Consider the following 19,485-nt stretch of genomic DNA (forward strand, 5'->3'; position numbering starts at 1 on the left):
TAGGATCACGAGGTGGACCCGCAGCTGACCGACCTCCGGGTGTACCGCACCCCGCTGCGCACCCGGTTCCGCGGAATCGACGTCCGCGACGGCGTGCTGGTGCGCGGCCCGGCCGGCTGGGGCGAGTTCTCCCCGTTCTGGGACTACGCCGACGCCGAGGTGACCCGCTGGTGGGCCGCGGCCGTCGAGGCCGCCACCGTCGGCTGGCCGGCGCCGGTGCGCGCCGCGGTGCCGGTGAACTGCACGGTCCCGGCCGTGGGCCCCGAGCAGGCGCACGCCGTGGTCACCGCGTCGGGCTGCCGGACCGCGAAGGTCAAGGTCGCCGAGCCCGGCCAGACCGACGCCGACGACGAGGCCCGGGTGGAGGCCGTCCGCGACGCGCTGGGCCCGGGCGGGGCGGTCCGGGTCGACGCCAACGCCGCCTGGTCGGTCGACCGCGCCGTGGAGCGGATCCGCACCCTGGACCGGTACGGCCTGGAGTACGTCGAGCAGCCCTGCGCCACCGTCGAGGAGCTGGTCGCGCTGCGCCGCCGGGTCGACGTGCGGGTGGCCGCCGACGAGGTGGTCCGCCGCTCGGCCGACCCCGCGGGGGTGGACCTGCGCGAGGCGTGCGACGTCGTCGTCCTCAAGGTGCAGCCGCTGGGCGGGGTGCGGGCCGCGCTGGAGGTGGCCCAGGCGCACGGCCTGCCGTGCGTGGTGTCCTCGGCGCTGGAGTCCTCGGTGGGCATCGCCGCCGGGGTCGCGCTGGCCGCGGCGCTGCCCGAGCTGCCCTTCGCCTGCGGGCTGGCCACGGTCGCGCTGTTCACCGAGGACGTCACCACCGAGCCGCTGCTGCCGGTGGACGGCGCGCTGCCGGTGCGCGCGGTGGTGCCCGACCGGGTCCCCGCGGCCGACCCCGTCACCGAGCAGCGCTGGCGGGACCGCCGCGACCGGGTGGCCTCGGTGGGGGCCCCGGCGTGAACCCCGCCACCGCCTTCGCCCGCGTGCTGGTCGACGAGCTCGCCCGGGGCGGCGTCACCGACGCCGTCGTCTGCCCCGGCTCCCGGTCGGCGCCGGTCGCCCTCGCGCTGCACCAGGCCGAGCTGTCGGGCCGGCTGCGGCTGCACGTGCGCATCGACGAGCGCACCGGGGCCTTCCTCGCCCTGGGGCTGGCCAAGGTCACCGGCCGCCCGGTCCCGGTGCTCACCACCTCGGGCACGGCGACCGCGCACCTGCACGCCGCCGCGCTCGAGGCCGACCAGTCCGGCATCCCGCTGCTGCTGCTCACCGCCGACCGGCCCCCGGAGCTGCGCGGCACCGGCGCCAACCAGACGATCGAGCAGCCCGGCCTCTACGGCGGCACGGTGCGCTGGGCGGCCGACGTCGGCACGCCCGAGGAGGGCCGGGAGGCCGCGCAGAACCGGTACTGGCGGTCCACCGCCGCCCGGGCCCTGCTGGTCGCCACCGGTGCGCTGTCCGGCGACCCCGGGCCGGTGCACCTCAACCTGGCGCTGCGCGACCCGCTGCTGCCCGAGGGGCACGACCCCCGGCCCGCGCCGCCGTCCGGGGTGTGGGCCGGTCGCCCGGACGACGCCCCCTGGACGACGGTCGCCCCCGGCACCGGCCCCGGCGCGGGCCCCGGCGCGATGGTGACCACCCCGCCGCCGCCGGGCACCCCCGGCCCGGCGCGCGCCCGCCGCACCCTCGTCGTCGCCGGCGACGCCCCCGTCGCGCTGGGCCGCAGCACCGCCGTCGTCGCCGGTCAGCGCGGCTGGCCGGTGCTCGGCGAGCCGAGCAGCGGCACCTGGGGCGGCACCACCTCCGTGCGCGGCACCGCGCTGCTGCTGGGCACGCCGTGGGCCGCCGCGCACCGGCCCAACCGGGTGCTGGTGGTCGGCCGGCCGACGCTGAGCCGGCCGGTGTCGGCGCTGCTGGCCTCCCCCGACGTCGTCGTCGACACCGTCTCCCCGCACCCCCGCTGGCCCGACGCCGGCCGGGGGAGCGTCCGGGTGGGCGGGGTGCTGCCCGACCCCGGCGCCGTCCTCGGCGAGGTCGACGTCTCCGGCCACGTCGTCCCCGACGGCTGGGCGCAGGAGTGGGCCGGGGCGGCCGACCGCGTCGGCGCCGCCGTGGACCGGGTGCTGGACGCCACCACCCGGCTCACCGCGCCGCGGCTGGCCCGCGACCTGGTGGCCGAGCTCCCGGCCGGCGCGCTGCTGGTGGTCGGGTCGTCCAACCCGGTGCGCGACGTCGACCGGTACGCCGTGCCGCGGGCCGGGCTGACCGTGCTGGCCAACCGCGGCGTGGCCGGCATCGACGGCACCGTGTCCACCGCGGTCGGGGCCGCGCTGGCCCACCAGGGCGCCGGCGGCGGGCCGGCGTTCGCGCTGCTGGGCGACCTGACGTTCCTGCACGACCTGCAGGGCCTGCTGCTGGGCGACGGCGAGGCCGTGCCCGACCTGACGCTGGTGGTGCCCGACAACGACGGCGGCGGGATCTTCGCCCAGCTCGAGCCCGGCCGGCCCGAGCACGCCGCGGGCTACCGCCGGGTCTTCGGCACCCCGCACGGCCGGGACCTGGTCGCCGTCGCCCGGGCGATGGGCTGGGCGGCGACGTCGGTGCACGACGCCGACGGCCTGCGCGGCGCGCTGGCGCTGGGTGGTCCGCGGGTGGTCGTGGTGCGCGGTGACCAGCGGGTGGAGGCCGAGCTGGCCACGGCGCTGCGCGAGGCGGCCGCGACCGCGCTCGACTAGTCCTGCAGGGCCGCCTGCACCGCGGCGAGCTTGGCCTGGGTCTCGGCGAGCTCGGCCATCGGGTCGGAGTCGCCGACGATGCCGCAGCCGGCGAACAGCCGGGCCTCGGCGCCGCCCGCGCCGCCGGTCAGCTGGGCGCAGCGCAGCGCCAGCCCGAACTCGCCGTCCCCGCGGGCGTCCAGCCAGCCGACGGGGCCGGCGTACCGGTCACGGTCCATGCCCTCGACCTCCCGGATGAGCTCCAGCGCGGCCTCCCGGGGCGTGCCGCCGACCGCCGCGGTGGGGTGCACCGCCGCCAGCAGCTGCAGCAGGCCGGGGGCGCCGGGCGCGAGGTGGCCGCGGACGTCGGTGGACAGGTGCCGGACGTTGGGCAGCGTGAGCACCGAGGGCCGTGACGGGACGTCGAGGTCGGTGCACCAGGGCCGCAGCGCCGCGGCGAGGCTGTCCACGGCGTAGCGGTGCTCGGCGTGGTCCTTGGCGCTGCCGGCGAGCCCGGCACCCAGCGCGGTGTCGGCCGCGGCGTCGGAGCTGCGCGCGGCGGTGCCGGCCAGCACCCGGGAGGACACCTCGTCGCCGGTGCGGCGCAGCAGCAGCTCCGGGGTCGCGCCGAGCAGGCCCTCGACGGCGAAGGTCCAGCAGGAGGGGAAGCGGGCGGCCAGCCGCAGCAGCAGCCGGCGGGGGTCCAGCGGGTGGTCGGCGCGGACCAGCACGTCGCGGGCCAGCACCACCTTGCCCAGGTCGCCGGCCGCGATCCGGCGGACCGCCTCGGACACCCGGCCGCACCAGGTCACCGGGTCCAGCGCGCCGTCGGCGTAGACCAGCCGGCCGATGGAGGTGTCGGCGGCCTGGGCGGGGAACTCGGTGACCTCGGGGTGGTCGTCGCCGGCCACGGTCACCCAGGTCTCGCCGTCCCGGCGGCCGAGCACCACGGCGGGGACGACGAACACCGACCGGCCGCGCTCGGGGTCGAAGGCGACCGACCCGAACAGCACCGCACCCGAGCCGGGCAGGCCCACCGGGTCGACCACCTCGGTGGCCGCGCACCGCTGCGCCCACCACTGCGCGGCCCGCTCCAGCGCGCCGGGGCCGGTGACCTCCAGCCGGTCCACCTCGCCCCAGCCGACCAGGCCCTCGCCGTCGCGGACCCAGGCCAGCGCGCCCTGCGCGGGCAGCTTGGTCAGCAGGTCGCTGCGCCGGCGGCCCAGGGGAGTGGTGACCACCCGCTGGGTGGTCGTCGCCGTACCGGTCACACCGGTCACGATAGGCAGCGCGCCCGTATCGTGATCGGGCGTGAGCGCAGGAGATCGGACACAGGCCGGCTACCGGGCGACGCTGGAGAAGCGCCCCGCCGAGGTCGCCGCGATGTTCGACCGGGTCGCCGGCCGCTACGACGTCACCAACACCGTGCTGTCGGGCGGGCTGGACGCCGGCTGGCGGCGGGCCACCCGCGAGGCGCTGGGCGCCCGGTCCGGCCAGACCGTGCTCGACGTCGCCGCCGGCACCGGCGTCTCCACCGTGGAGCTCGCCTCCGGCGGGGTCACCGCGATCGCCTGCGACTTCTCCCAGGGGATGCTGCGCGCCGGGGCGCACCGGCCGGTGCCGATGGTGGCCGGGGACGCGATGGCGCTGCCGCTGGCCGACGAGAGCGTCGACGGCGTCGTCATCAGCTTCGGCCTGCGCAACGTCGCCGACCCCGACGCCGCGCTGCGCGAGTTCGCCCGGGTCACCCGTCCCGGCGGCACCCTGGTGGTCTGCGAGTTCTCCACCCCGACCTGGGCGCCGTGGCGCACGGTCTACCTGGAGTACCTGATGCGGGCGCTGCCCTCGATCGCGCGGGCGGTGAGCAGCAACCCGGAGGCCTACGTCTACCTCGCCGAGTCGATCCGGGCGTGGCCGCCGCAGCAGCCGATGGCGGCCAAGCTGCAGGCCGCCGGCTGGGGCGACGTCGCCTGGCGCAACCTCACCGGCGGCATCGTCGCCCTGCACCGGGGCACCAAGCGCGGTTGACCCCGTGTGAGGACGGGCACACCGGGCGCATGACGTTCCCGCCCACGCCCGACCCCGGCCCCGTCGAACCCCCGCCCACCCCGGTGGACCCGGTGCCGTCGGAGCCCGCGCCGCCGTCCCCGGTGCCCAGCCCGACCGACCCGATCGCGCCCCCGCCTTCCTAGACTCGCCCCCGTGGCGACGCAGCAGCACGACGTGGTGGTCGCCGGGGCCGGGCCGGCCGGGTCGTCCGCGGCCTGGTGGCTGGCCCGGGCCGGGCTCGACGTGCTGGTGCTGGAGAAGTCGCACTTCCCGCGCGAGAAGGTGTGCGGCGACGGGCTGACCCCGCGCGGGGTCGCGGCGCTGTCCGCGATGGGCGTGGATGTGTCAGCCACCGCCGACTGGCAGCGGCACCGCGGCCTGCGGGTGCACGGCGGCGGCCAGGTCGTCGAGGTCGACTGGCCGCGGCTGGCGCGCTGGCCCTCCGGTGGCCTGATCCGCACCCGCGCCGACCTCGACGCCCAGCTCGCCCGGCACGCCGTCGCCGCCGGCGCCGACATCCGGTTCGGGGTCACCGTCACCGAGCCGCTGCTCGACGACGCCGGGCGGGTGTGCGGCGTGCGCACCGCCGACGGCGAGGAGCACCGGGCCGCGCTGGTGGTGTCGGCCGAGGGCCTGTCCGGCCGGCTGGCCAAGGCGATCGGCCTCACCCGCCGCACCGACCTGCCGCTGGGCGTCGCCGTCCGGCAGTACCTGCCGACCCCGCGCACCCACGACCCCTACCTCGACATCTCCTTCGACCTCACCGCGCAGGGCCCCGACGCCGCGTCGATGCCCGGCTACGGCTGGTTCTTCCCGATGGGCGACGGCACGGCCAACGTCGGCTTCGGCCTGCTGGACACCCGGTACGCCGGCGAGGACGACACCCGCACCGTCTACCGGCGCTGGATCGCCTCGCTGCCCGCGTCGTGGGGCATCGACCCCGAGTCGCCGGGCACCCCGCTGCGCGGCGCCGGGCTGCCCACCTCGCTGTCGCGGCGGCCCGCCTACACCCGCGGGCTGCTGCTGGTCGGCGACTCCGCCGGCACGGTCAACCCGTTCAACGGCGAGGGCATCAGCTACGCCATGGAGACCGCCCGGACGGCGTCCGAGGTGGTGCTCGCCGCGCTGGCCGCGCCCGCGGGCCCGGCGCGGGAGGCGGTGCTGCGCCGCTACCCGGAGCGGTTGCGCGCGGAGTTCGGCGCGCACCACCGGCTGGGCGCGCTGTTCCTCAAGGGGCTGGCCCGCCCGGAGCTGGTCCGGTTCGCCACCGCCCACGGCCTCAAGCGCCCGGCCGCGGTCTCGGTCGCGCTGCGGCTGATGGGCAACCTCTCCGACGGCCGCGACGGCGACGCCGTCGACCGCGCCCTCGACGTGCTGCACCGCCTCACCCCCTCCCGCTGATCCTCCGGCCGGTCACCCCGCCGGCACCCGGTCACCGCAGCGGCAACCCGTCACCGCCGCGGCCATCGTTCACCGGGGCCATCCGGTCGCCGCGCAGCTGTCCGGTCACGGTGTGCGGTGACCGGACAGCTGCCGGGTCACCGGACAGCTGCCGGGTGACCGGCCGACCGCGCGGTGAACCGACCGCTGCCCGGTGACCGGATGGCTGCCCGGTGAGCGGACCGCTGCGCGGTGAGCGGATGACCCCGCCCGTGACCTGCGTGGACGTCGGTGAGGGTGCCCTGGGTCGCGACGCGCCGGGAGGGGGTCCCTTCCGGGAACTGTGATCTCGGGCATAGGGTTCTGACGTGTCGACTTGTGAACCAATTCACAAGCGGACCGGGAACCGGGGGAGGCGCTGATGCTGGCGACCTACGCGCCGCTGGTGGGCCTGTTCGTGCTGGCCGCCGGGTTCGCGCTGTTCTCGGTCACCGCGGCGCCCTTCATCGGCCCGCGCCGGTACAACTCCGCCAAGCTCGAGGCCTACGAGTGCGGCATCGAGCCGGTCGACCAGCCGCTGTCCGGCGGTCGCTTCCCGATCAAGTACTACCTGACCGCGATGCTCTTCATCGTCTTCGACATCGAGATCGTCTTCCTCTACCCGTGGGCGGTCGCCAACGACCAGCTCGGGGTCTTCGGTCTGGTCGAGATGGTCGTCTTCATCGCCACGGTCTTCATCGCCTACGCCTACGTCTGGCGCCGCGGCGGATTGGAGTGGGACTGAGATGGGCCTCGAGGAGAAGATCCCCAGCGGCGTCCTGCTGACCAGCGTCGAGAAGCTGGTCAACTGGACCCGGAAGTCCTCGCTGTGGCCGGCCACCTTCGGCCTGGCCTGCTGCGCGATCGAGATGATGGCCTCGGGCGCCGGCCGCTACGACCTGGCCCGCTTCGGCATGGAGGTCTTCCGCGCCAGCCCGCGGCAGGCCGACCTGATGATCGTGGCCGGCCGGGTCAGCCAGAAGATGGCCCCGGTCCTGCGGCAGATCTACGACCAGATGCCCGAGCCGCGCTGGGTGCTGTCGATGGGCGTGTGCGCCAGCTCCGGCGGCATGTTCAACAACTACGCGATCGTGCAGGGCGTCGACCACATCGTCCCGGTGGACATGTACCTGCCCGGCTGCCCGCCGCGGCCGGAGATGCTGATGGACGCCATCCTCAAGCTGCACCACAAGATCCAGCACGAGCCGCTGGGTCCCAAGCGCGCGGCGGCGCTCGCCGCGGCCCGGACCGACGGGACGGCGAAGGACCTGCACGTCGAGATGCCGTCGACCGTGCGCGCGGACAAGCAGGCGCGGAAGGCCTACGAGGAGGCCGCCGCCGCGGGCCGCACCGGCCAGTTCGCCATCGAGCAGCGCGGCGGCAACGCCGTCCTGCTGCCGGGGGAACGGCCGTGACGGGCGCGTTCCGCACCGGGGCCTTCGGGGTCACCGGCAGCGGCGACACCTCCGGCTTCGGCGGCCTGGTCCGCGTCGAGCCCGGCGGCGCGGTCGCGCTGCACTCCACCGACCGGCCCTACGGCGGCTGGTTCGACGAGGTCGCCGACGCGCTGGCCGACGCGGTCGGGCAGGCCACCTACGACGCCGCCGTCCGCCGGGTGCTGGTCGACCGGGGCGAGATCACCTGGTTCGTGCACGCTGCGCACCTGCTCACCCTGCTGCAGGCGCTGCGCGACGACGACGCGCTGCGGTTCGAGCTGTGCAGCAGCGTGTCCGGCGTCGACTACCTCGACGCCGGCGGCCCGACCGGCGAGCGGCTGCACGTGGTCTACCACCTGACCTCGATGACCTACCGCCGCCGCATCCGGCTGGAGGTCGCGGTCACCGCGGCCGACCCGCACGTGCCCAGCGCCACCCGCGTCTACCCGACGTCGGACTGGCACGAGCGCGAGTGCTTCGACATGTTCGGCGTCGTCTTCGACGGCCACCCGGCGCTCACCCGGATCCTCATGCCCGACGACTGGGACGGCCACCCCCAGCGCAAGGACTACCCGCTCGGCGGGGTCCCCGTGGAGTACCACGACGCGACCATCCCGCCCCCGGACGAGAGGCGGTCCTACCGGTGACCACCACCGACCCGTACGCCGGCAGCCGCGAGACCACCGAGGGCCGCGTCTACACCGTCACCGGCGGCGACTGGGACCTGACCTTCGGGTCGGGTGGGTCGGGTCTCGACGGCCCGGCCGAGGAGCGGCTGGTCGTCAACATGGGCCCGCAGCACCCCTCCACCCACGGGGTGCTGCGGCTGGTGCTCGACCTCGAGGGCGAGACGGTCACCAAGGCCCGCGTGGTCATCGGCTACCTGCACACCGGCATCGAGAAGAACGTCGAGTACCGCACCTGGACCCAGGGCACGACCTTCGTGACCCGGATGGACTACCTGGCGCCGCTGTTCAACGAGACCGGCTACTGCCTGGCGGTGGAGAAGCTGCTGGGCATCGAGGTGCCCGAGCGCGCGACCACCATCCGGGTGCTGGTCATGGAGCTCAACCGGATCGCCTCCCACCTGGTCGGTCTGGCCACCTTCGGCATGGAGATGGGCGCGCTCACGGGCATGACCAACGGGTTCCGCGAGCGCGAGCTCGTGCTGGACCTGCTGGAGGAGATCACCGGGCTGCGGATGAACCACGCCTACGTCCGCCCCGGCGGCGTCGCGCAGGACCTGCCCGAGGGCATCGAGGCGAGGATCCGCGAGTGGCTGGCGATCATGCCCGAGCGGGTGGCCGGGTTCCACCGGCTGCTCACCGGCCAGCCGATCTGGCAGCGCCGGCTGCGCGACGTCGGCTACCTCGACGTCACCGGCTGCGTGGCCCTCGGCGTCACCGGCCCGATCCTGCGCAGCGCCGGCCTGCCCTGGGACCTGCGCAAGGTCGAGCCGTACTGCGGCTACGAGACCTACGACTTCGAGGTGCCCACCGCCGACACCGCCGACGCCTGGGGCCGCTACCTGGTCCGGATGGCCGAGGTCAACGAGTCGATGAAGATCATCGAGCAGGCGCTGGACCGGCTGCGGCCGGGGCCGGTGATGGTCGAGGACAAGAAGATCGCCTGGCCCGCGCAGCTCTCGCTCGGCGCCGACGGCATGGGCAACTCCCTGGACCACGTCAAGCACATCATGGGCCAGTCGATGGAGGCCCTGATCCACCACTTCAAGCTGGTCACCGAGGGATTCCGGGTCCCGGCCGGCCAGGTCTGGACCGCGGTCGAGAGCCCCCGCGGCGAGCTCGGCTTCCACGTGGTCAGCGACGGCGGCACCCGGCCCTTCCGGGTGCACGTGCGCGACCCCAGCTTCACCAACCTGCAGGCGACCGCGGCGATGAGCGAGGGCGGCATGATCGCCGACGTCATCGCGGCCATCGCCTCCATCGACCCGGTCATGGGGGGTGTCGACCGATGAGCGCGCTGCCGGGGTCCGCCGAGGGGACGGCGGTCACGGGCCTGGACTCCAGTGCCGTCGAGGTGCACGAGGACCTGCCGCCGCTGACCGAGACCACGCGCACCGAGTGCCGCGAGATCATGGCGCGCTACCCGGTGCCCCGCTCGGCGCTGCTGCCGATGCTGCACCTGGTGCAGTCCGTGCAGGGCTACGTCACCCCCGAGGGCGTGGCGCTGTGCGCGCAGGAGCTGGGCCTGACCAAGGCCGAGGTCGGCGCGGTCGCGACGTTCTACACGATGTTCAAGCGCCGCCCCACCGGCCGGCACCTGGTCAGCGTCTGCACCAACACGCTGTGCGCCGTCCTGGGCGGGCAGCGGATCTTCGACGCGGTGGCCGGCGAGCTGGGCGTGCACCACGACGAGACCACCGCCGACGGCTCGATCACCCTCGAGCACGCCGAGTGCCTGGCCGCCTGCGACTACGCACCGGTCGTGACCGTGGACTACGAGTTCTACGACCAGCAGGACGTCGGCTCCGCCCTCGAACTGGTCGCCGCGCTCCGCCGCGGGGAGAAGCCCGACCCCACCCGCGGGGCGCCGCTGACCGACTTCCGCGGCATCTCCCGCCAGCTCGCCGGGTTCAGCCAGCACGCCGACGACGCCGCCGCCCGCGCCGCCGTCGACGGGCCCAGCGCCGGCGTCCCCACCCTGCGCGGGGTCCGGCTGGCCGCCGAGCGCGGCGAGAGCGCCCCCGCCATGCCGGACGCGGAGCCCCGGCCGGGTGCCGACGCCGCAGCCCCAGCCGCCGTCCGCCCCGACGCCGACGGCGGCCGGACGCCGGGTGCCGCCGCCGCGGACACCCAGGTGGCCGCCGCGGACAACCCCGCCGAGCGCTCCGGCGCCGAGCAGAACCACCCCGACCGCGCCGAGCCGGCCGGCCGCGAGGCCGCCGACCGCGACGCACCCGCCCCCGACGCCGACGGCCAGGCCCAGTCCGGGTCCGGCACGTCCGTCCCGCGAGAGGTCTGACCCATGCCGCTCACACCTGTGCTGACCAGCCGGTTCGCCGAGCCGCGCAGCTGGACCATCGAGACCTACGAGCGCACCGAGGGCTACTCGGCCTGGCGGACCGCGCTGGGCATGACGCCCGACGAGCTGGTCACCCTGGTCAAGGACTCCGGCCTGCGCGGCCGCGGCGGCGCCGGCTTCCCCACGGGCATGAAGTGGAGCTTCATCCCGCAGCCCAAGCCGGGGGAGACCCCCACCGGCCCGGCCGCGAAGCCCAAGTACCTGGTGGTCAACGCCGACGAGGGCGAGCCCGGCACCTGCAAGGACGTGCCGCTGATGATGGCCGACCCGCACTCGCTGGTGGAGGGCGTGGCCATCGCCTCCTACGCGATCCGCTGCTCCTACGCCGTCGTCTACGTGCGCGGCGAGGCGGTGCACGCGCACCGCCGGCTGCAGGCCGCCGTCGCCGAGGCCTACGCCGCCGGCCACCTGGGCCGCGACGTGCACGGCTCCGGCGTCGACCTCGACGTCGTCGTGCACGCCGGCGCGGGCGCCTACATCTGCGGCGAGGAGACCGCGCTGCTGGACTCCCTGGAGGGCCGCCGCGGCCAGCCCCGGCTCAAGCCGCCCTTCCCCGCCGTCGCCGGCCTCTACGGCGCCCCGACGGTGGTGAACAACGTGGAGACGCTGGCCAGCGTGCCGTTCGTGGTGCGCGGCGGGTCGGCCTGGTTCAAGGAGTTCGGCCCGGAGAAGTCGCCCGGCCCCAAGATCTACTCGATCTCTGGCCGGGTCGTGCACCCCGGCCAGTACGAGGCCCCCATGGGGACGACGATGCGCGAGCTGCTGGAGATGGCCGGCGGCGTGCGGCCCGGGCACGAGCTGAAGTTCTGGACGCCGGGTGGCTCGTCGACGCCGTACTTCACCGCGGAGCACCTCGACGTCCCGCTGGACTTCGACTCGGTCGCCGCGGCCGGCTCGATGCTGGGCACCACCGCGCTGATGGTCTTCGACGAGACCGACTCGATCGTCGAGGCCACCCTGCGGTTCACCGAGTTCTACGCGCACGAGAGCTGCGGCAAGTGCACCCCCTGCCGGGAGGGCACGTACTGGCTGGTCCAGATCTTGGAACGGCTGGTCGCCGGGCACGGCAGCGCGCGCGACCTGGACCTGCTCACCGACACCTGCGACAACATCCTGGGCCGGTCGTTCTGCGCGCTGGGCGACGGCGCCACCAGCTGCATCGCCTCCAGCCTGAAGTACTTCAAGGACGACTACGTGGCGCTGCTGCCGCCCGACGAGCAGGGCCGCCTGGGTCGGACGCTCAAGCTCGAGCCCGTGGGAGCCATGGCATGACCACCCCCGAGCCCGCCCCCGCCCAGGTCCCCGCCGTCCCCGGGCCGCACACGCCCGAGGACCACGTCCGGCTGACCATCGACGGCTTCGACGTCGCGGTGCCGGGGGGCACGCTGATCATCCGGGCCGCCGAGCAGATCGGCGTGCAGATCCCACGGTTCTGCGACCACCCGCTGCTGGAGCCGGTCGGCGCCTGCCGGCAGTGCCTGGTCGAGGTCGAGGGCCAGCGCAAGCCGGTCGCCTCCTGCACCGTCCCCGTCGCCCCCGACATGGTGGTCAGGACCCAGCTGACCAGCGAGGTCGCCGAGGGCGCGCAGGCCGGCACCCTGGAGCTGCTGCTGGTCAACCACCCGCTGGACTGCCCGGTCTGCGACAAGGGCGGGGAGTGCCCGCTGCAGAACCAGGCGATGAGCAACGGCCACGCCGAGAGCCGCTTCGAGGGCACCAAGCGCACCTACCCCAAGCCGCTGCCGATCAGCTCGCAGGTGCTGCTGGACCGTGAGCGGTGCGTGCTGTGCGCCCGCTGCACCCGCTTCTCCCAGCAGGTGGCCGGCGACCCGTTCATCGAGCTGTTCGACCGGGGCGCCCTGCAGCAGGTCAGCATCTACGAGGACGAGCCCTTCGAGTCCTACTTCTCCGGCAACACCGTGCAGATCTGCCCGGTCGGGGCGCTGACCAGCGCGGCCTACCGCTTCCGGTCGCGCCCCTTCGACCTGCGCAGCGAGCCCAGCACCTGCGAGCACTGCGCCTCGGGCTGCGCCCAGCGCACCGACTACCGCCGCGGCACCGTGCTGCGCCGGCTGGCCGGCGACGACCCCGCGGTCAACACCGAGTGGAACTGCGACAAGGGCCGGTTCGCCTTCCGGTACGCCGCGGCCAACGAGCGGCTCACCACGCCGCTGGTCCGGCGCGACGGCGAGCTGGTGCCGGCGTCCTGGCCCGAGGCCTGGGCCGCCGCGGCCGCGGGCCTGGCCGCCGCCCGCGAGGCCGGCGGGGTCGGCGTGCTGCCCGGCGGCCGGCTCACCGTAGAGGACGCCTACGCCTACGCCAAGTTCGCCCGCGTCGCGCTGGGCACCCACGACGTCGACGCCCGGGCCCGCGCGCACTCCGCCGAGGAGCTGGCCTTCCTGGCCGCGCACGTCGCCGGCACGGCCCCGGGCGCCGGCGCGGTCACCTACGACGAGCTCGCCGCCGCGCCCGCCGTGCTCGTGGTCGGGTTCGAGCCGGAGGAGGAGTCGCCGATCGTCTTCCTGCGGCTGCGCCGGGCGGTCCGCGAGCGGGCGCTGCCGGTCTTCGACGTCGCACCCTTCGCCACGCCCGCGGACGAGAAGCTGGACGCCGTCCTGCTGGCGACCCCGCCCGGGATGGAGGCCGCCGTCCTGCGGGCGCTGGCCACCGAGTCCGCCGGCGGCGTCGGCGCGCAGGCCGCGACCGCGCTGCGCGCCGAGGGCGCGGTCGTGCTGGCCGGCGAGCGGCTGGCCGAGGTGCCCGGAGCGCTGTCCGCGCTCTCGGCGCTGGCCGCCGCCTCCGGCGCCCGCATCGCCTGGGTGCCCCGGCGGGCCGGCGAGCGCGGCGCCGTCGAGGTCGGTGCGCTGCCGAACCTGCTGCCCGGCGGGCGGGGCGTCGCCGACGCCGCCGACCGCGCCGACGTCGAGGCCGCCTGGGGCGTGGAGCTGCCCCGCAAGGAGGGCCGCGACGTCACCGGCATCCTGCAGGCCGCCCGCGACGGCCGGCTGGGCGGGCTGCTGGTCGGCGGCGTCGACCCCGCCGACGCGCCCGACCCGGCGCTGGCGGAGGCCGCGCTGGCCGCCGCCGGGTTCGTGGTCAGCCTCGAGCTGTTCGGCACCGCGGTCACCGCGCACGCCGACGTCGTGCTCCCGGTCGCCGCGGCACCGGAGAAGGCCGGCAGCTACCTGGACTGGGAGGGCCGGGTGCGGCCCTTCGACGCCACCCTGCACGGCAGCGGCCAGCTCACCGACGCCCGGGTGCTCACCGGGCTGGCCGACGCGATGGGGGTGGCCCTCGGGCTGACCACCGTGGACGCCGCCCGCCGGGAGCTGGTCGCGCTCGGCGGTGCCGGGCGCAGCCGCGAGGTCCGCGGGCTGGACGTCGCGCCCGCCGGCAGCCCGCGGCTGGGCGCCGACCAGGCCGTGCTGGCCAGCTGGCGCCAGCTGCTGGACGACGGCACGCTCCAGCGCGACGAGCCGGCGCTGGCCGGCACCGCCCGCCCGCCGGTGGTCCGGCTGGCCGAGGAGGCCGCCCTGCGCCTCGGCGTCGCCGACGGCGAGCGGGTCACCGTCACCGGGCACACCGGCTCCATCACGCTGCCCGCCCGCATCACCGACATGCCCGACCGGGTGGTCTGGCTGCCGATGCGCTCCCCGGGGAGCCACGTCCGCACCGACCTCGGCACCGCCCCGGGCGGGGTCGTCACGATCAGCGCCGCAGGGGGCACGGCATGAACGACTCCCCGACCCTGGCCGACTTCGGCCAGGACGTCTGGTGGCTCGTGCTCATCAAGATCGTCGGCGTGTTCGGCCTGCTGGTCGTCATGACGCTGTTCGCGATCGTGTTCGAGCGCAAGGTCGTCGCCCGCATGCAGCAGCGCTCCGGCCCCAACCGGGTCGGCCCGCGCGGCTACCTCCAGAGCCTGGCCGACGGCCTGAAGCTCGCGTTCAAGGAGGACATCATGCCGGCGCTGGCCGACAAGCCGGTGTACTTCCTGGCCCCGGTCATCGCCACCATCCCGGCGTTCCTGGCGTTCTCGGTCATCCCGCTGGGCCCGGAGGTCTCGATCCTCGGCGAGCGCACGCCGCTGCAGCTCATCGATGCCCCCATCGGCGTGCTGGTGGTGCTGGCCTGCTCGGCCATGGGCGTCTACGGGATCGTGCTCGGCGGCTGGGCCTCGGGCTCCACCTACCCGCTGCTGGGCAGCCTGCGCAGCGCCGCCCAGATGGTCAGCTACGAGATCGCGATGGGTCTGTCGATCGTCGCGGTGTTCCTCTACGCCGGGACGATGAGCACCTCGGAGATCGTCGCCGCCCAGGCCGGGGACAACCGGCTGGACTTCTTCGGCCTCACCTTCGACGGACCCAGCTGGTACGCCGTCCTGCTGCCGGTCAGCTTCATCATCTACGTCATCGCGGTGGTGGGGGAGACCAACCGGGCGCCCTTCGACCTCCCCGAGGCCGAGTCCGAGCTGGTCGGCGGGTTCCACACCGAGTACTCCTCGCTGAAGTTCGCGCTCTTCTTCCTCGCCGAGTACGTCAACATGGTCACCGTCTCCGCGCTGGCCGCGACGCTGTTCCTCGGCGGCTGGCGGGCGCCGTGGCCGATCTCGATCTGGGACGGCGCCAACTCCGGCTGGTGGCCGCTGCTGTGGTTCCTGCTCAAGGTCGTCGCCGCGCTGTTCGTGTTCATCTGGCTGCGCGGCACGCTGCCCCGGCTGCGCTACGACCAGTTCATGCGCTTCGGCTGGAAGGTGCTGGTCCCGACCGCGCTGGTGTGGATCCTCGCCGTCGCCACCATGCGCACCGTCTCGCGGGAGTACGACCTGTCCAGCGGCGAGGTGGCCGTCTACGTCGGGCTGCCGATCGCCGCGGTGGTGCTGGGGGTGCTGCTGGTGGCCTCCCGCAAGAGCAACGAGCCCACCCGGATCGCCGCGGTCGCCGCCGCCGCCGGGTCGACCAACCCCACCGAGCCCGAGGTGCTGCCCCCGGTCCGCACCGGCGGTGCCCGGCACCGGCCGGCCCAGCGCAGCGGACCGGCCCGCGCCGAGGGCGGGTTCCCCATCCCGCCGATGGACCTCGTGGTGCCGCCCTCGCCCCGCCTGGCCAGCAAGGAGCCGGTCGCCGCCGGCGCCCCCGTGGCCTCGGGGCGACGCCGCCCCAGCCCCACCCCCCGGAAGGACGACGATGCCTGACCTGACCCCCGAGGAGCGGCGCGGCGGCGAGGTCGAGCAGGCCGGCGGCACCCGCTCCGCGCCGGCCCCCCGCACCAGCCGGCTGCCCGGCCCCGCGCAGGGCTTCGGCGTCACCTTCTCGACGATGTTCAAGAAGGTGACCACCGAGCAGTACCCGGACGAGCCCAAGGTGACCAAGCCGCGCTACCACGGCCGGCACGTGCTCAACCGGCACCCCGACGGGCTGGAGAAGTGCGTCGGCTGCGAGCTGTGCGCCTGGGCCTGCCCGGCCGACGCCATCTACGTCGAGGGCGGCACCAACACCGAGGAGCAGCGCTTCTCCCCGGGGGAGCGGTACGGGCGGATCTACCAGATCAACTACCTGCGCTGCATCTTCTGCGGCCTGTGCATCGAGGCCTGCCCGACCCGCTCGCTGACCATGAGCAACGACTTCGAGCTGGCCGACGACTCCCGCGGCGACCTGGTCTACACCAAGGAGCAGCTGATGGCCCCGCTGCTGCCGGGCATGGAGCAGCCCCCGCACCCCATGCGCCTGGGGGACGACGAGAAGGACTACTACCTGCGGGCAGGCTCGTGATGGGGGCCGGCATCGAGATCGGGACGGCGGAGACCGTCGTCTTCTGGATCCTCGGCCCCATCGCCCTGGCCGGCGCGCTGGGCATGGTGTTCGCCCGCAACGCCGTGCACTCGGCGCTGTTCCTGGTGAACACGATGCTGGCGCTGGGCGTGTTCTACGTCGTCCAGGAGGCGCCGTTCCTCGGCGCGGTGCAGATCATCGTCTACACCGGCGCGATCATGATCCTGTTCCTGTTCGTGCTCATGCTGGTCGGCCGCGACTCCTCGGACTCGGTCGTGGAGACCCTGCGCGGGCAGCGGGTGGCGGCCACGGTGCTGGGCATCGGCTTCGCCGGCCTGGTCGGCGCGGGCATCGCCCGGGCCACCGAGGGCATGGTGGTCACCGGCCTGGAGGGCGTGCAGGGCGGCGCCGGCGGCGCGGCCGACGGCAACATCGAGGCCATCGCCGGGCTGCTGTTCACCCGCTACCTGCTGGCCTTCGAGGTGACCAGCGCGCTGCTCATCACCGCCGCGGTCGGCGCCATGGTGCTCGCGCACATCGAGCGCGAACCCGGCAGCCGGCTGACCCAGAAGGAGCGCTCGCGGGCCCGCTTCCTCACCAGCGACCACCCGCAGACCCTGCCCGGGCCCGGCGTCTACGCCCGGGCCAACTCCATCGCCGCACCCGGCCGGCTGCCCGACGGCAGCCCGTCGGAGGCCAGCTACGCCACCGGTGTCGAGCCCCAGGTGGTGGAGGAGCTGCCCCCGGGCGACCCCGCCGCGGGGGGCTCGGACGCCGCGCTCGGCACGACCCGGGGGACGGCCCGATGAGCCTCACGAACTACCTGGTGCTGGCCGCGATCCTGTTCACCGTCGGCGCCGTGGGCGTGCTGGTGCGGCGCAACGCCATCGTGGTCTTCATGTGCATCGAGCTGATGCTCAACTCGGTGAACCTCACCCTGGTCACCTTCGCCCGGTCCACCGGCACCCTCGACGGCCAGGTCATCGCCTTCTTCGTCATGGTGGTCGCCGCGGCCGAGGTCGTGGTCGGGCTGGCGATCATCATGTCGATCTACCGGACCCGCAGGTCGGCCTCGGTCGACGACGCGAACCTGCTGAAGTACTGAGGGCGCCGACATGGACACCGTGCCCGCGACCGGGCTCCTCGCCGCCACCTGGCTGCTCATCGCGCTGCCGCTGGCCGGGGCCGCCGTCCTGCTGCTGGGCGGCAGGCGCACCGACCGGTGGGGCCACCTGCTGGCCATCGGCACCGTCACCGCCGCGTTCGTGCTCGCCGTGCTCTCCACGGTCGAGCTGGCCGGGCTCGACGAGCGCAGCGTCTCCGTCGACCTGTTCACCTTCGTCTCCACCGGGCAGCTCGACGTCAGCGCCGGGCTGCTCGTCGACCCGCTGTCCATGACCTTCGCGCTGCTGATCACCGGTGTCGGGGCGCTCATCCACGTCTACTCGGTGGGCTACATGGCCCACGACCCCGGCCGCCGGCGGTTCTTCGCCTACCTCAACCTGTTCGTCGCGGCGATGCTGCTGCTGGTGCTGGGCAACAGCTTCGTGGCCCTCTACGTGGGCTGGGAGGGCGTCGGCCTGGCGTCCTACCTGCTCATCGCGTTCTGGTACACCCGCCCGGCGGCGGCCACGGCCGCGAAGAAGGCGTTCGTGATGAACCGGGTCGGCGACGTCGGCCTGGCGCTGGCGATCTTCCTGATGTTCACCCAGCTCGGCACCACCTCCTACGAGGGCGTGCTCGGCTCGGCGGGGCTGCTGGCCGGGGGCACCGTCACCGCCATCGGCCTGCTCCTGCTGCTGGGCGCCTGCGGCAAGTCCGGGCAGTTCCCGCTGCAGGCCTGGCTGCCCGACGCCATGGAGGGCCCGACCCCGGTGTCGGCGCTCATCCACGCCGCGACGATGGTCACCGCCGGGGTCTACCTGATCGCCCGCTCGGCGCCGCTGTTCGACGCCGCGCCCGCCGCGCAGACCGTCGTCGTCGTCATCGGCGCGGTCACGATCATGATCGGCGCGGTCGCCGGCTGCGCCTACGACGACATCAAGAAGGTGCTGGCCTGGTCCACGGTCAGCCAGATCGGCTACATGTTCCTGGCCGTCGGCCTGGGCCCCGTCGGCTACGCCGCCGGCATCGCCCACCTGCTCACCCACGGCTTCTTCAAGGCCGGGCTGTTCCTGGGTGCGGGGTCGGTGATGCACGGCATGGGCGACCGCACCGACATGCGCCGCTTCGGCGGGCTGGCCACGACGATGAAGACCACCTTCGTGACCTTCGGGCTGGGCTACCTGGCGCTCATCGGGTTCCCGTTCCTGTCCGGCTACTGGACCAAGGACGCGATCATCGAGGCCGCCTTCGACCGCGGCGGGGCCTCGGGCTGGGTCCTGGGCGGGGTCGCCGTCCTCGGCGCCGGGCTGACCGCGTTCTACATGACCCGGCTGGTGCTGCTCACCTTCTTCGGCGAGCCCCGCTGGGAGGACGGCGTGCACCCGCACGAGTCGCCCGCGGTGATGACCCTGCCCATGGTCGTGCTGGCCGTCGGCTCGGTGGCCGCGGGCTTCCTGCTCGTGGAGGCCTTCCCGCTGGCCGACTGGCTGGCCCCGGTGTTCGGGGAGCCCGAGGAGGCGGCCGCGCACGCGATCCCGCCGCTGGCGGTCAGCGTGCTGGTCACCGTCGTGGTGGCGCTGGGCGTGCTGGCCGCGTGGCTGCTGGTCGGCCGCCGGGAGGTGCCCACCACGGCCCCGGTCCGGGTGTCCGCGCCGGTGCGCGCCGCGCGAGCGGGCCTGTACGCCGACGCGGTCAACGAGGCGGTGTTCATGCGCCCGGGCATGCGGCTGGTCCGCGCCCTGCGGATCGTCGACGACAAGGGCGTCGACGGCGTGGTCAACGGCATCGGCGCCGGTCTGGGCGGGTCCTCGGCCCGGCTGGGCCGCGCGCAGACCGGCTTCGTCCGGTCCTACGCCCTCGGCATGCTCGGCGGCGCCGTGCTCGTCGCGGGTGCCCTGCTGGCGGTGACGGCGGGATGAGCAACCCCCCTCGGACGAAGGAGTCCCGGTC

Annotated in this window: 17 protein-coding genes; 16 read left to right on the forward strand and 1 reads right to left on the reverse strand. The window is 74.9% G+C overall.

Annotated elements, in window-relative coordinates; translation table 11 throughout:
- Positions 1 to 12 precede the first annotated feature (12 nt).
- Both BM158_RS04960 and menD read left to right on the forward strand, forming a co-directional pair.
- Positions 13 to 960, forward strand: coding sequence for an o-succinylbenzoate synthase (locus BM158_RS04960; RefSeq protein WP_091555171.1), 948 nt, complete (start codon positions 13 to 15; stop codon positions 958 to 960).
- Positions 957 to 2,732, forward strand: coding sequence for a 2-succinyl-5-enolpyruvyl-6-hydroxy-3-cyclohexene-1-carboxylic-acid synthase (gene menD, locus BM158_RS04965; protein WP_091555173.1), 1,776 nt, complete (start codon positions 957 to 959; stop codon positions 2,730 to 2,732). Before BM158_RS04960 ends, menD begins: the two co-directional genes overlap by 4 nt.
- Here menD and BM158_RS04970 read toward each other — a convergent pair.
- Positions 2,729 to 3,982: an isochorismate synthase gene (locus tag BM158_RS04970; RefSeq protein WP_091556344.1), complete on the reverse strand. Its 1,254-nt coding sequence runs from the start codon at positions 3,980 to 3,982 to the stop codon at positions 2,729 to 2,731. The two genes, menD and BM158_RS04970, sit on opposite strands and share 4 nt — an antisense overlap.
- A gap of 40 nt (positions 3,983 to 4,022) precedes the next feature.
- Here BM158_RS04970 and BM158_RS04975 point away from each other — a divergent pair, with 40 nt between their 5' ends.
- The 14 genes from BM158_RS04975 to nuoL all read left to right on the forward strand — a co-directional run bounded on the left by BM158_RS04975 (position 4,023) and on the right by nuoL (position 19,454).
- On the forward strand, positions 4,023 to 4,739 hold the full coding sequence (locus tag BM158_RS04975; protein ID WP_229827636.1) for a demethylmenaquinone methyltransferase: 717 nt from the start codon (positions 4,023 to 4,025) through the stop codon (positions 4,737 to 4,739).
- A gap of 174 nt (positions 4,740 to 4,913) precedes the next feature.
- Positions 4,914 to 6,161 carry a geranylgeranyl reductase family protein gene (locus BM158_RS04980; RefSeq protein WP_091555177.1) on the forward strand — a complete coding sequence of 416 codons (1,248 nt, stop codon included), beginning with the start codon at positions 4,914 to 4,916 and terminating at the stop codon, positions 6,159 to 6,161.
- A 400-nt stretch (positions 6,162 to 6,561) separates the two neighbouring features.
- Positions 6,562 to 6,924, forward strand: a complete 363-nt coding sequence (locus tag BM158_RS04985; RefSeq protein ID WP_165640194.1) for an NADH-quinone oxidoreductase subunit A — start codon at positions 6,562 to 6,564, stop codon at positions 6,922 to 6,924.
- A 1-nt stretch (position 6,925) separates the two neighbouring features.
- Positions 6,926 to 7,594, forward strand: a complete 669-nt coding sequence (locus BM158_RS04990; RefSeq protein WP_091555180.1) for a NuoB/complex I 20 kDa subunit family protein — start codon at positions 6,926 to 6,928, stop codon at positions 7,592 to 7,594.
- Positions 7,591 to 8,262 (forward strand): NADH-quinone oxidoreductase subunit C, encoded by a 672-nt coding sequence (locus BM158_RS04995; protein WP_091555182.1) that lies wholly within the window; start codon positions 7,591 to 7,593, stop codon positions 8,260 to 8,262. The genes BM158_RS04990 and BM158_RS04995 overlap by 4 nt, the downstream gene beginning before the upstream one ends.
- A complete protein-coding gene (locus BM158_RS05000; RefSeq protein ID WP_091555184.1) occupies positions 8,259 to 9,593 on the forward strand; it encodes an NADH-quinone oxidoreductase subunit D in 1,335 nt (444 codons plus the stop codon). The genes BM158_RS04995 and BM158_RS05000 overlap by 4 nt, the downstream gene beginning before the upstream one ends.
- Complete coding sequence (nuoE, locus tag BM158_RS05005) at positions 9,590 to 10,600, forward strand: NADH-quinone oxidoreductase subunit NuoE (protein WP_091555186.1); 1,011 nt, start codon at positions 9,590 to 9,592, stop codon at positions 10,598 to 10,600. Before BM158_RS05000 ends, nuoE begins: the two co-directional genes overlap by 4 nt.
- 3 nt (positions 10,601 to 10,603) lie before the next feature.
- Positions 10,604 to 11,932 (forward strand): NADH-quinone oxidoreductase subunit NuoF, encoded by a 1,329-nt coding sequence (nuoF, locus tag BM158_RS05010; protein WP_091555188.1) that lies wholly within the window; start codon positions 10,604 to 10,606, stop codon positions 11,930 to 11,932.
- Positions 11,929 to 14,394, forward strand: a complete 2,466-nt coding sequence (locus tag BM158_RS05015) for an NADH-quinone oxidoreductase subunit G (protein WP_091555189.1) — start codon at positions 11,929 to 11,931, stop codon at positions 14,392 to 14,394. The genes nuoF and BM158_RS05015 overlap by 4 nt, the downstream gene beginning before the upstream one ends.
- A complete protein-coding gene (nuoH, locus tag BM158_RS05020; protein WP_091555191.1) occupies positions 14,391 to 15,854 on the forward strand; it encodes an NADH-quinone oxidoreductase subunit NuoH in 1,464 nt (487 codons plus the stop codon). The genes BM158_RS05015 and nuoH overlap by 4 nt, the downstream gene beginning before the upstream one ends.
- Entirely contained in the window at positions 15,847 to 16,431 is a 585-nt protein-coding gene (gene nuoI, locus BM158_RS05025) for an NADH-quinone oxidoreductase subunit NuoI (RefSeq protein ID WP_091555193.1), read from the forward strand. The genes nuoH and nuoI overlap by 8 nt, the downstream gene beginning before the upstream one ends.
- Positions 16,431 to 17,240 carry an NADH-quinone oxidoreductase subunit J gene (locus tag BM158_RS05030; RefSeq protein WP_091555194.1) on the forward strand — a complete coding sequence of 270 codons (810 nt, stop codon included), beginning with the start codon at positions 16,431 to 16,433 and terminating at the stop codon, positions 17,238 to 17,240. The genes nuoI and BM158_RS05030 overlap by 1 nt, the downstream gene beginning before the upstream one ends.
- The gene (gene nuoK / locus BM158_RS05035) at positions 17,237 to 17,536 is read left to right on the forward strand and encodes an NADH-quinone oxidoreductase subunit NuoK (protein ID WP_091061307.1); all 300 of its coding nucleotides are present in this window, start codon (positions 17,237 to 17,239) and stop codon (positions 17,534 to 17,536) included. The genes BM158_RS05030 and nuoK overlap by 4 nt, the downstream gene beginning before the upstream one ends.
- Before the next feature lie 10 nt (positions 17,537 to 17,546).
- Positions 17,547 to 19,454 (forward strand): NADH-quinone oxidoreductase subunit L, encoded by a 1,908-nt coding sequence (nuoL, locus tag BM158_RS05040; RefSeq protein ID WP_091555196.1) that lies wholly within the window; start codon positions 17,547 to 17,549, stop codon positions 19,452 to 19,454.
- Positions 19,455 to 19,485 lie beyond the last annotated feature (31 nt).

Source organism: Klenkia taihuensis, from assembly GCF_900112525.1.
Taxonomy (GTDB): Bacteria; Actinomycetota; Actinomycetes; order Mycobacteriales; family Geodermatophilaceae; genus Klenkia; species Klenkia taihuensis.

Bases quoted from the DNA above. Each gene is read 5' to 3' on its own strand.
- BM158_RS05030 (WP_091555194.1), top strand. From the start codon at position 16,431: ATGGGGGCCGGCATCGAGATCGGGACGGCGGAGACCGTCGTCTTCTGG.
- BM158_RS04990 (WP_091555180.1), top strand. From the start codon at position 6,926: ATGGGCCTCGAGGAGAAGATCCCCAGCGGCGTCCTGCTGACCAGCGTC.
- BM158_RS04985 (WP_165640194.1), top strand. From the start codon at position 6,562: ATGCTGGCGACCTACGCGCCGCTGGTGGGCCTGTTCGTGCTGGCCGCC.
- nuoE (WP_091555186.1), top strand. From the start codon at position 9,590: ATGAGCGCGCTGCCGGGGTCCGCCGAGGGGACGGCGGTCACGGGCCTG.
- nuoH (WP_091555191.1), top strand. From the start codon at position 14,391: ATGAACGACTCCCCGACCCTGGCCGACTTCGGCCAGGACGTCTGGTGG.
- nuoL (WP_091555196.1), top strand. From the start codon at position 17,547: ATGGACACCGTGCCCGCGACCGGGCTCCTCGCCGCCACCTGGCTGCTC.
- nuoF (WP_091555188.1), top strand. From the start codon at position 10,604: ATGCCGCTCACACCTGTGCTGACCAGCCGGTTCGCCGAGCCGCGCAGC.
- nuoK (WP_091061307.1), top strand. From the start codon at position 17,237: ATGAGCCTCACGAACTACCTGGTGCTGGCCGCGATCCTGTTCACCGTC.
- BM158_RS05015 (WP_091555189.1), top strand. From the start codon at position 11,929: ATGACCACCCCCGAGCCCGCCCCCGCCCAGGTCCCCGCCGTCCCCGGG.
- nuoI (WP_091555193.1), top strand. From the start codon at position 15,847: ATGCCTGACCTGACCCCCGAGGAGCGGCGCGGCGGCGAGGTCGAGCAG.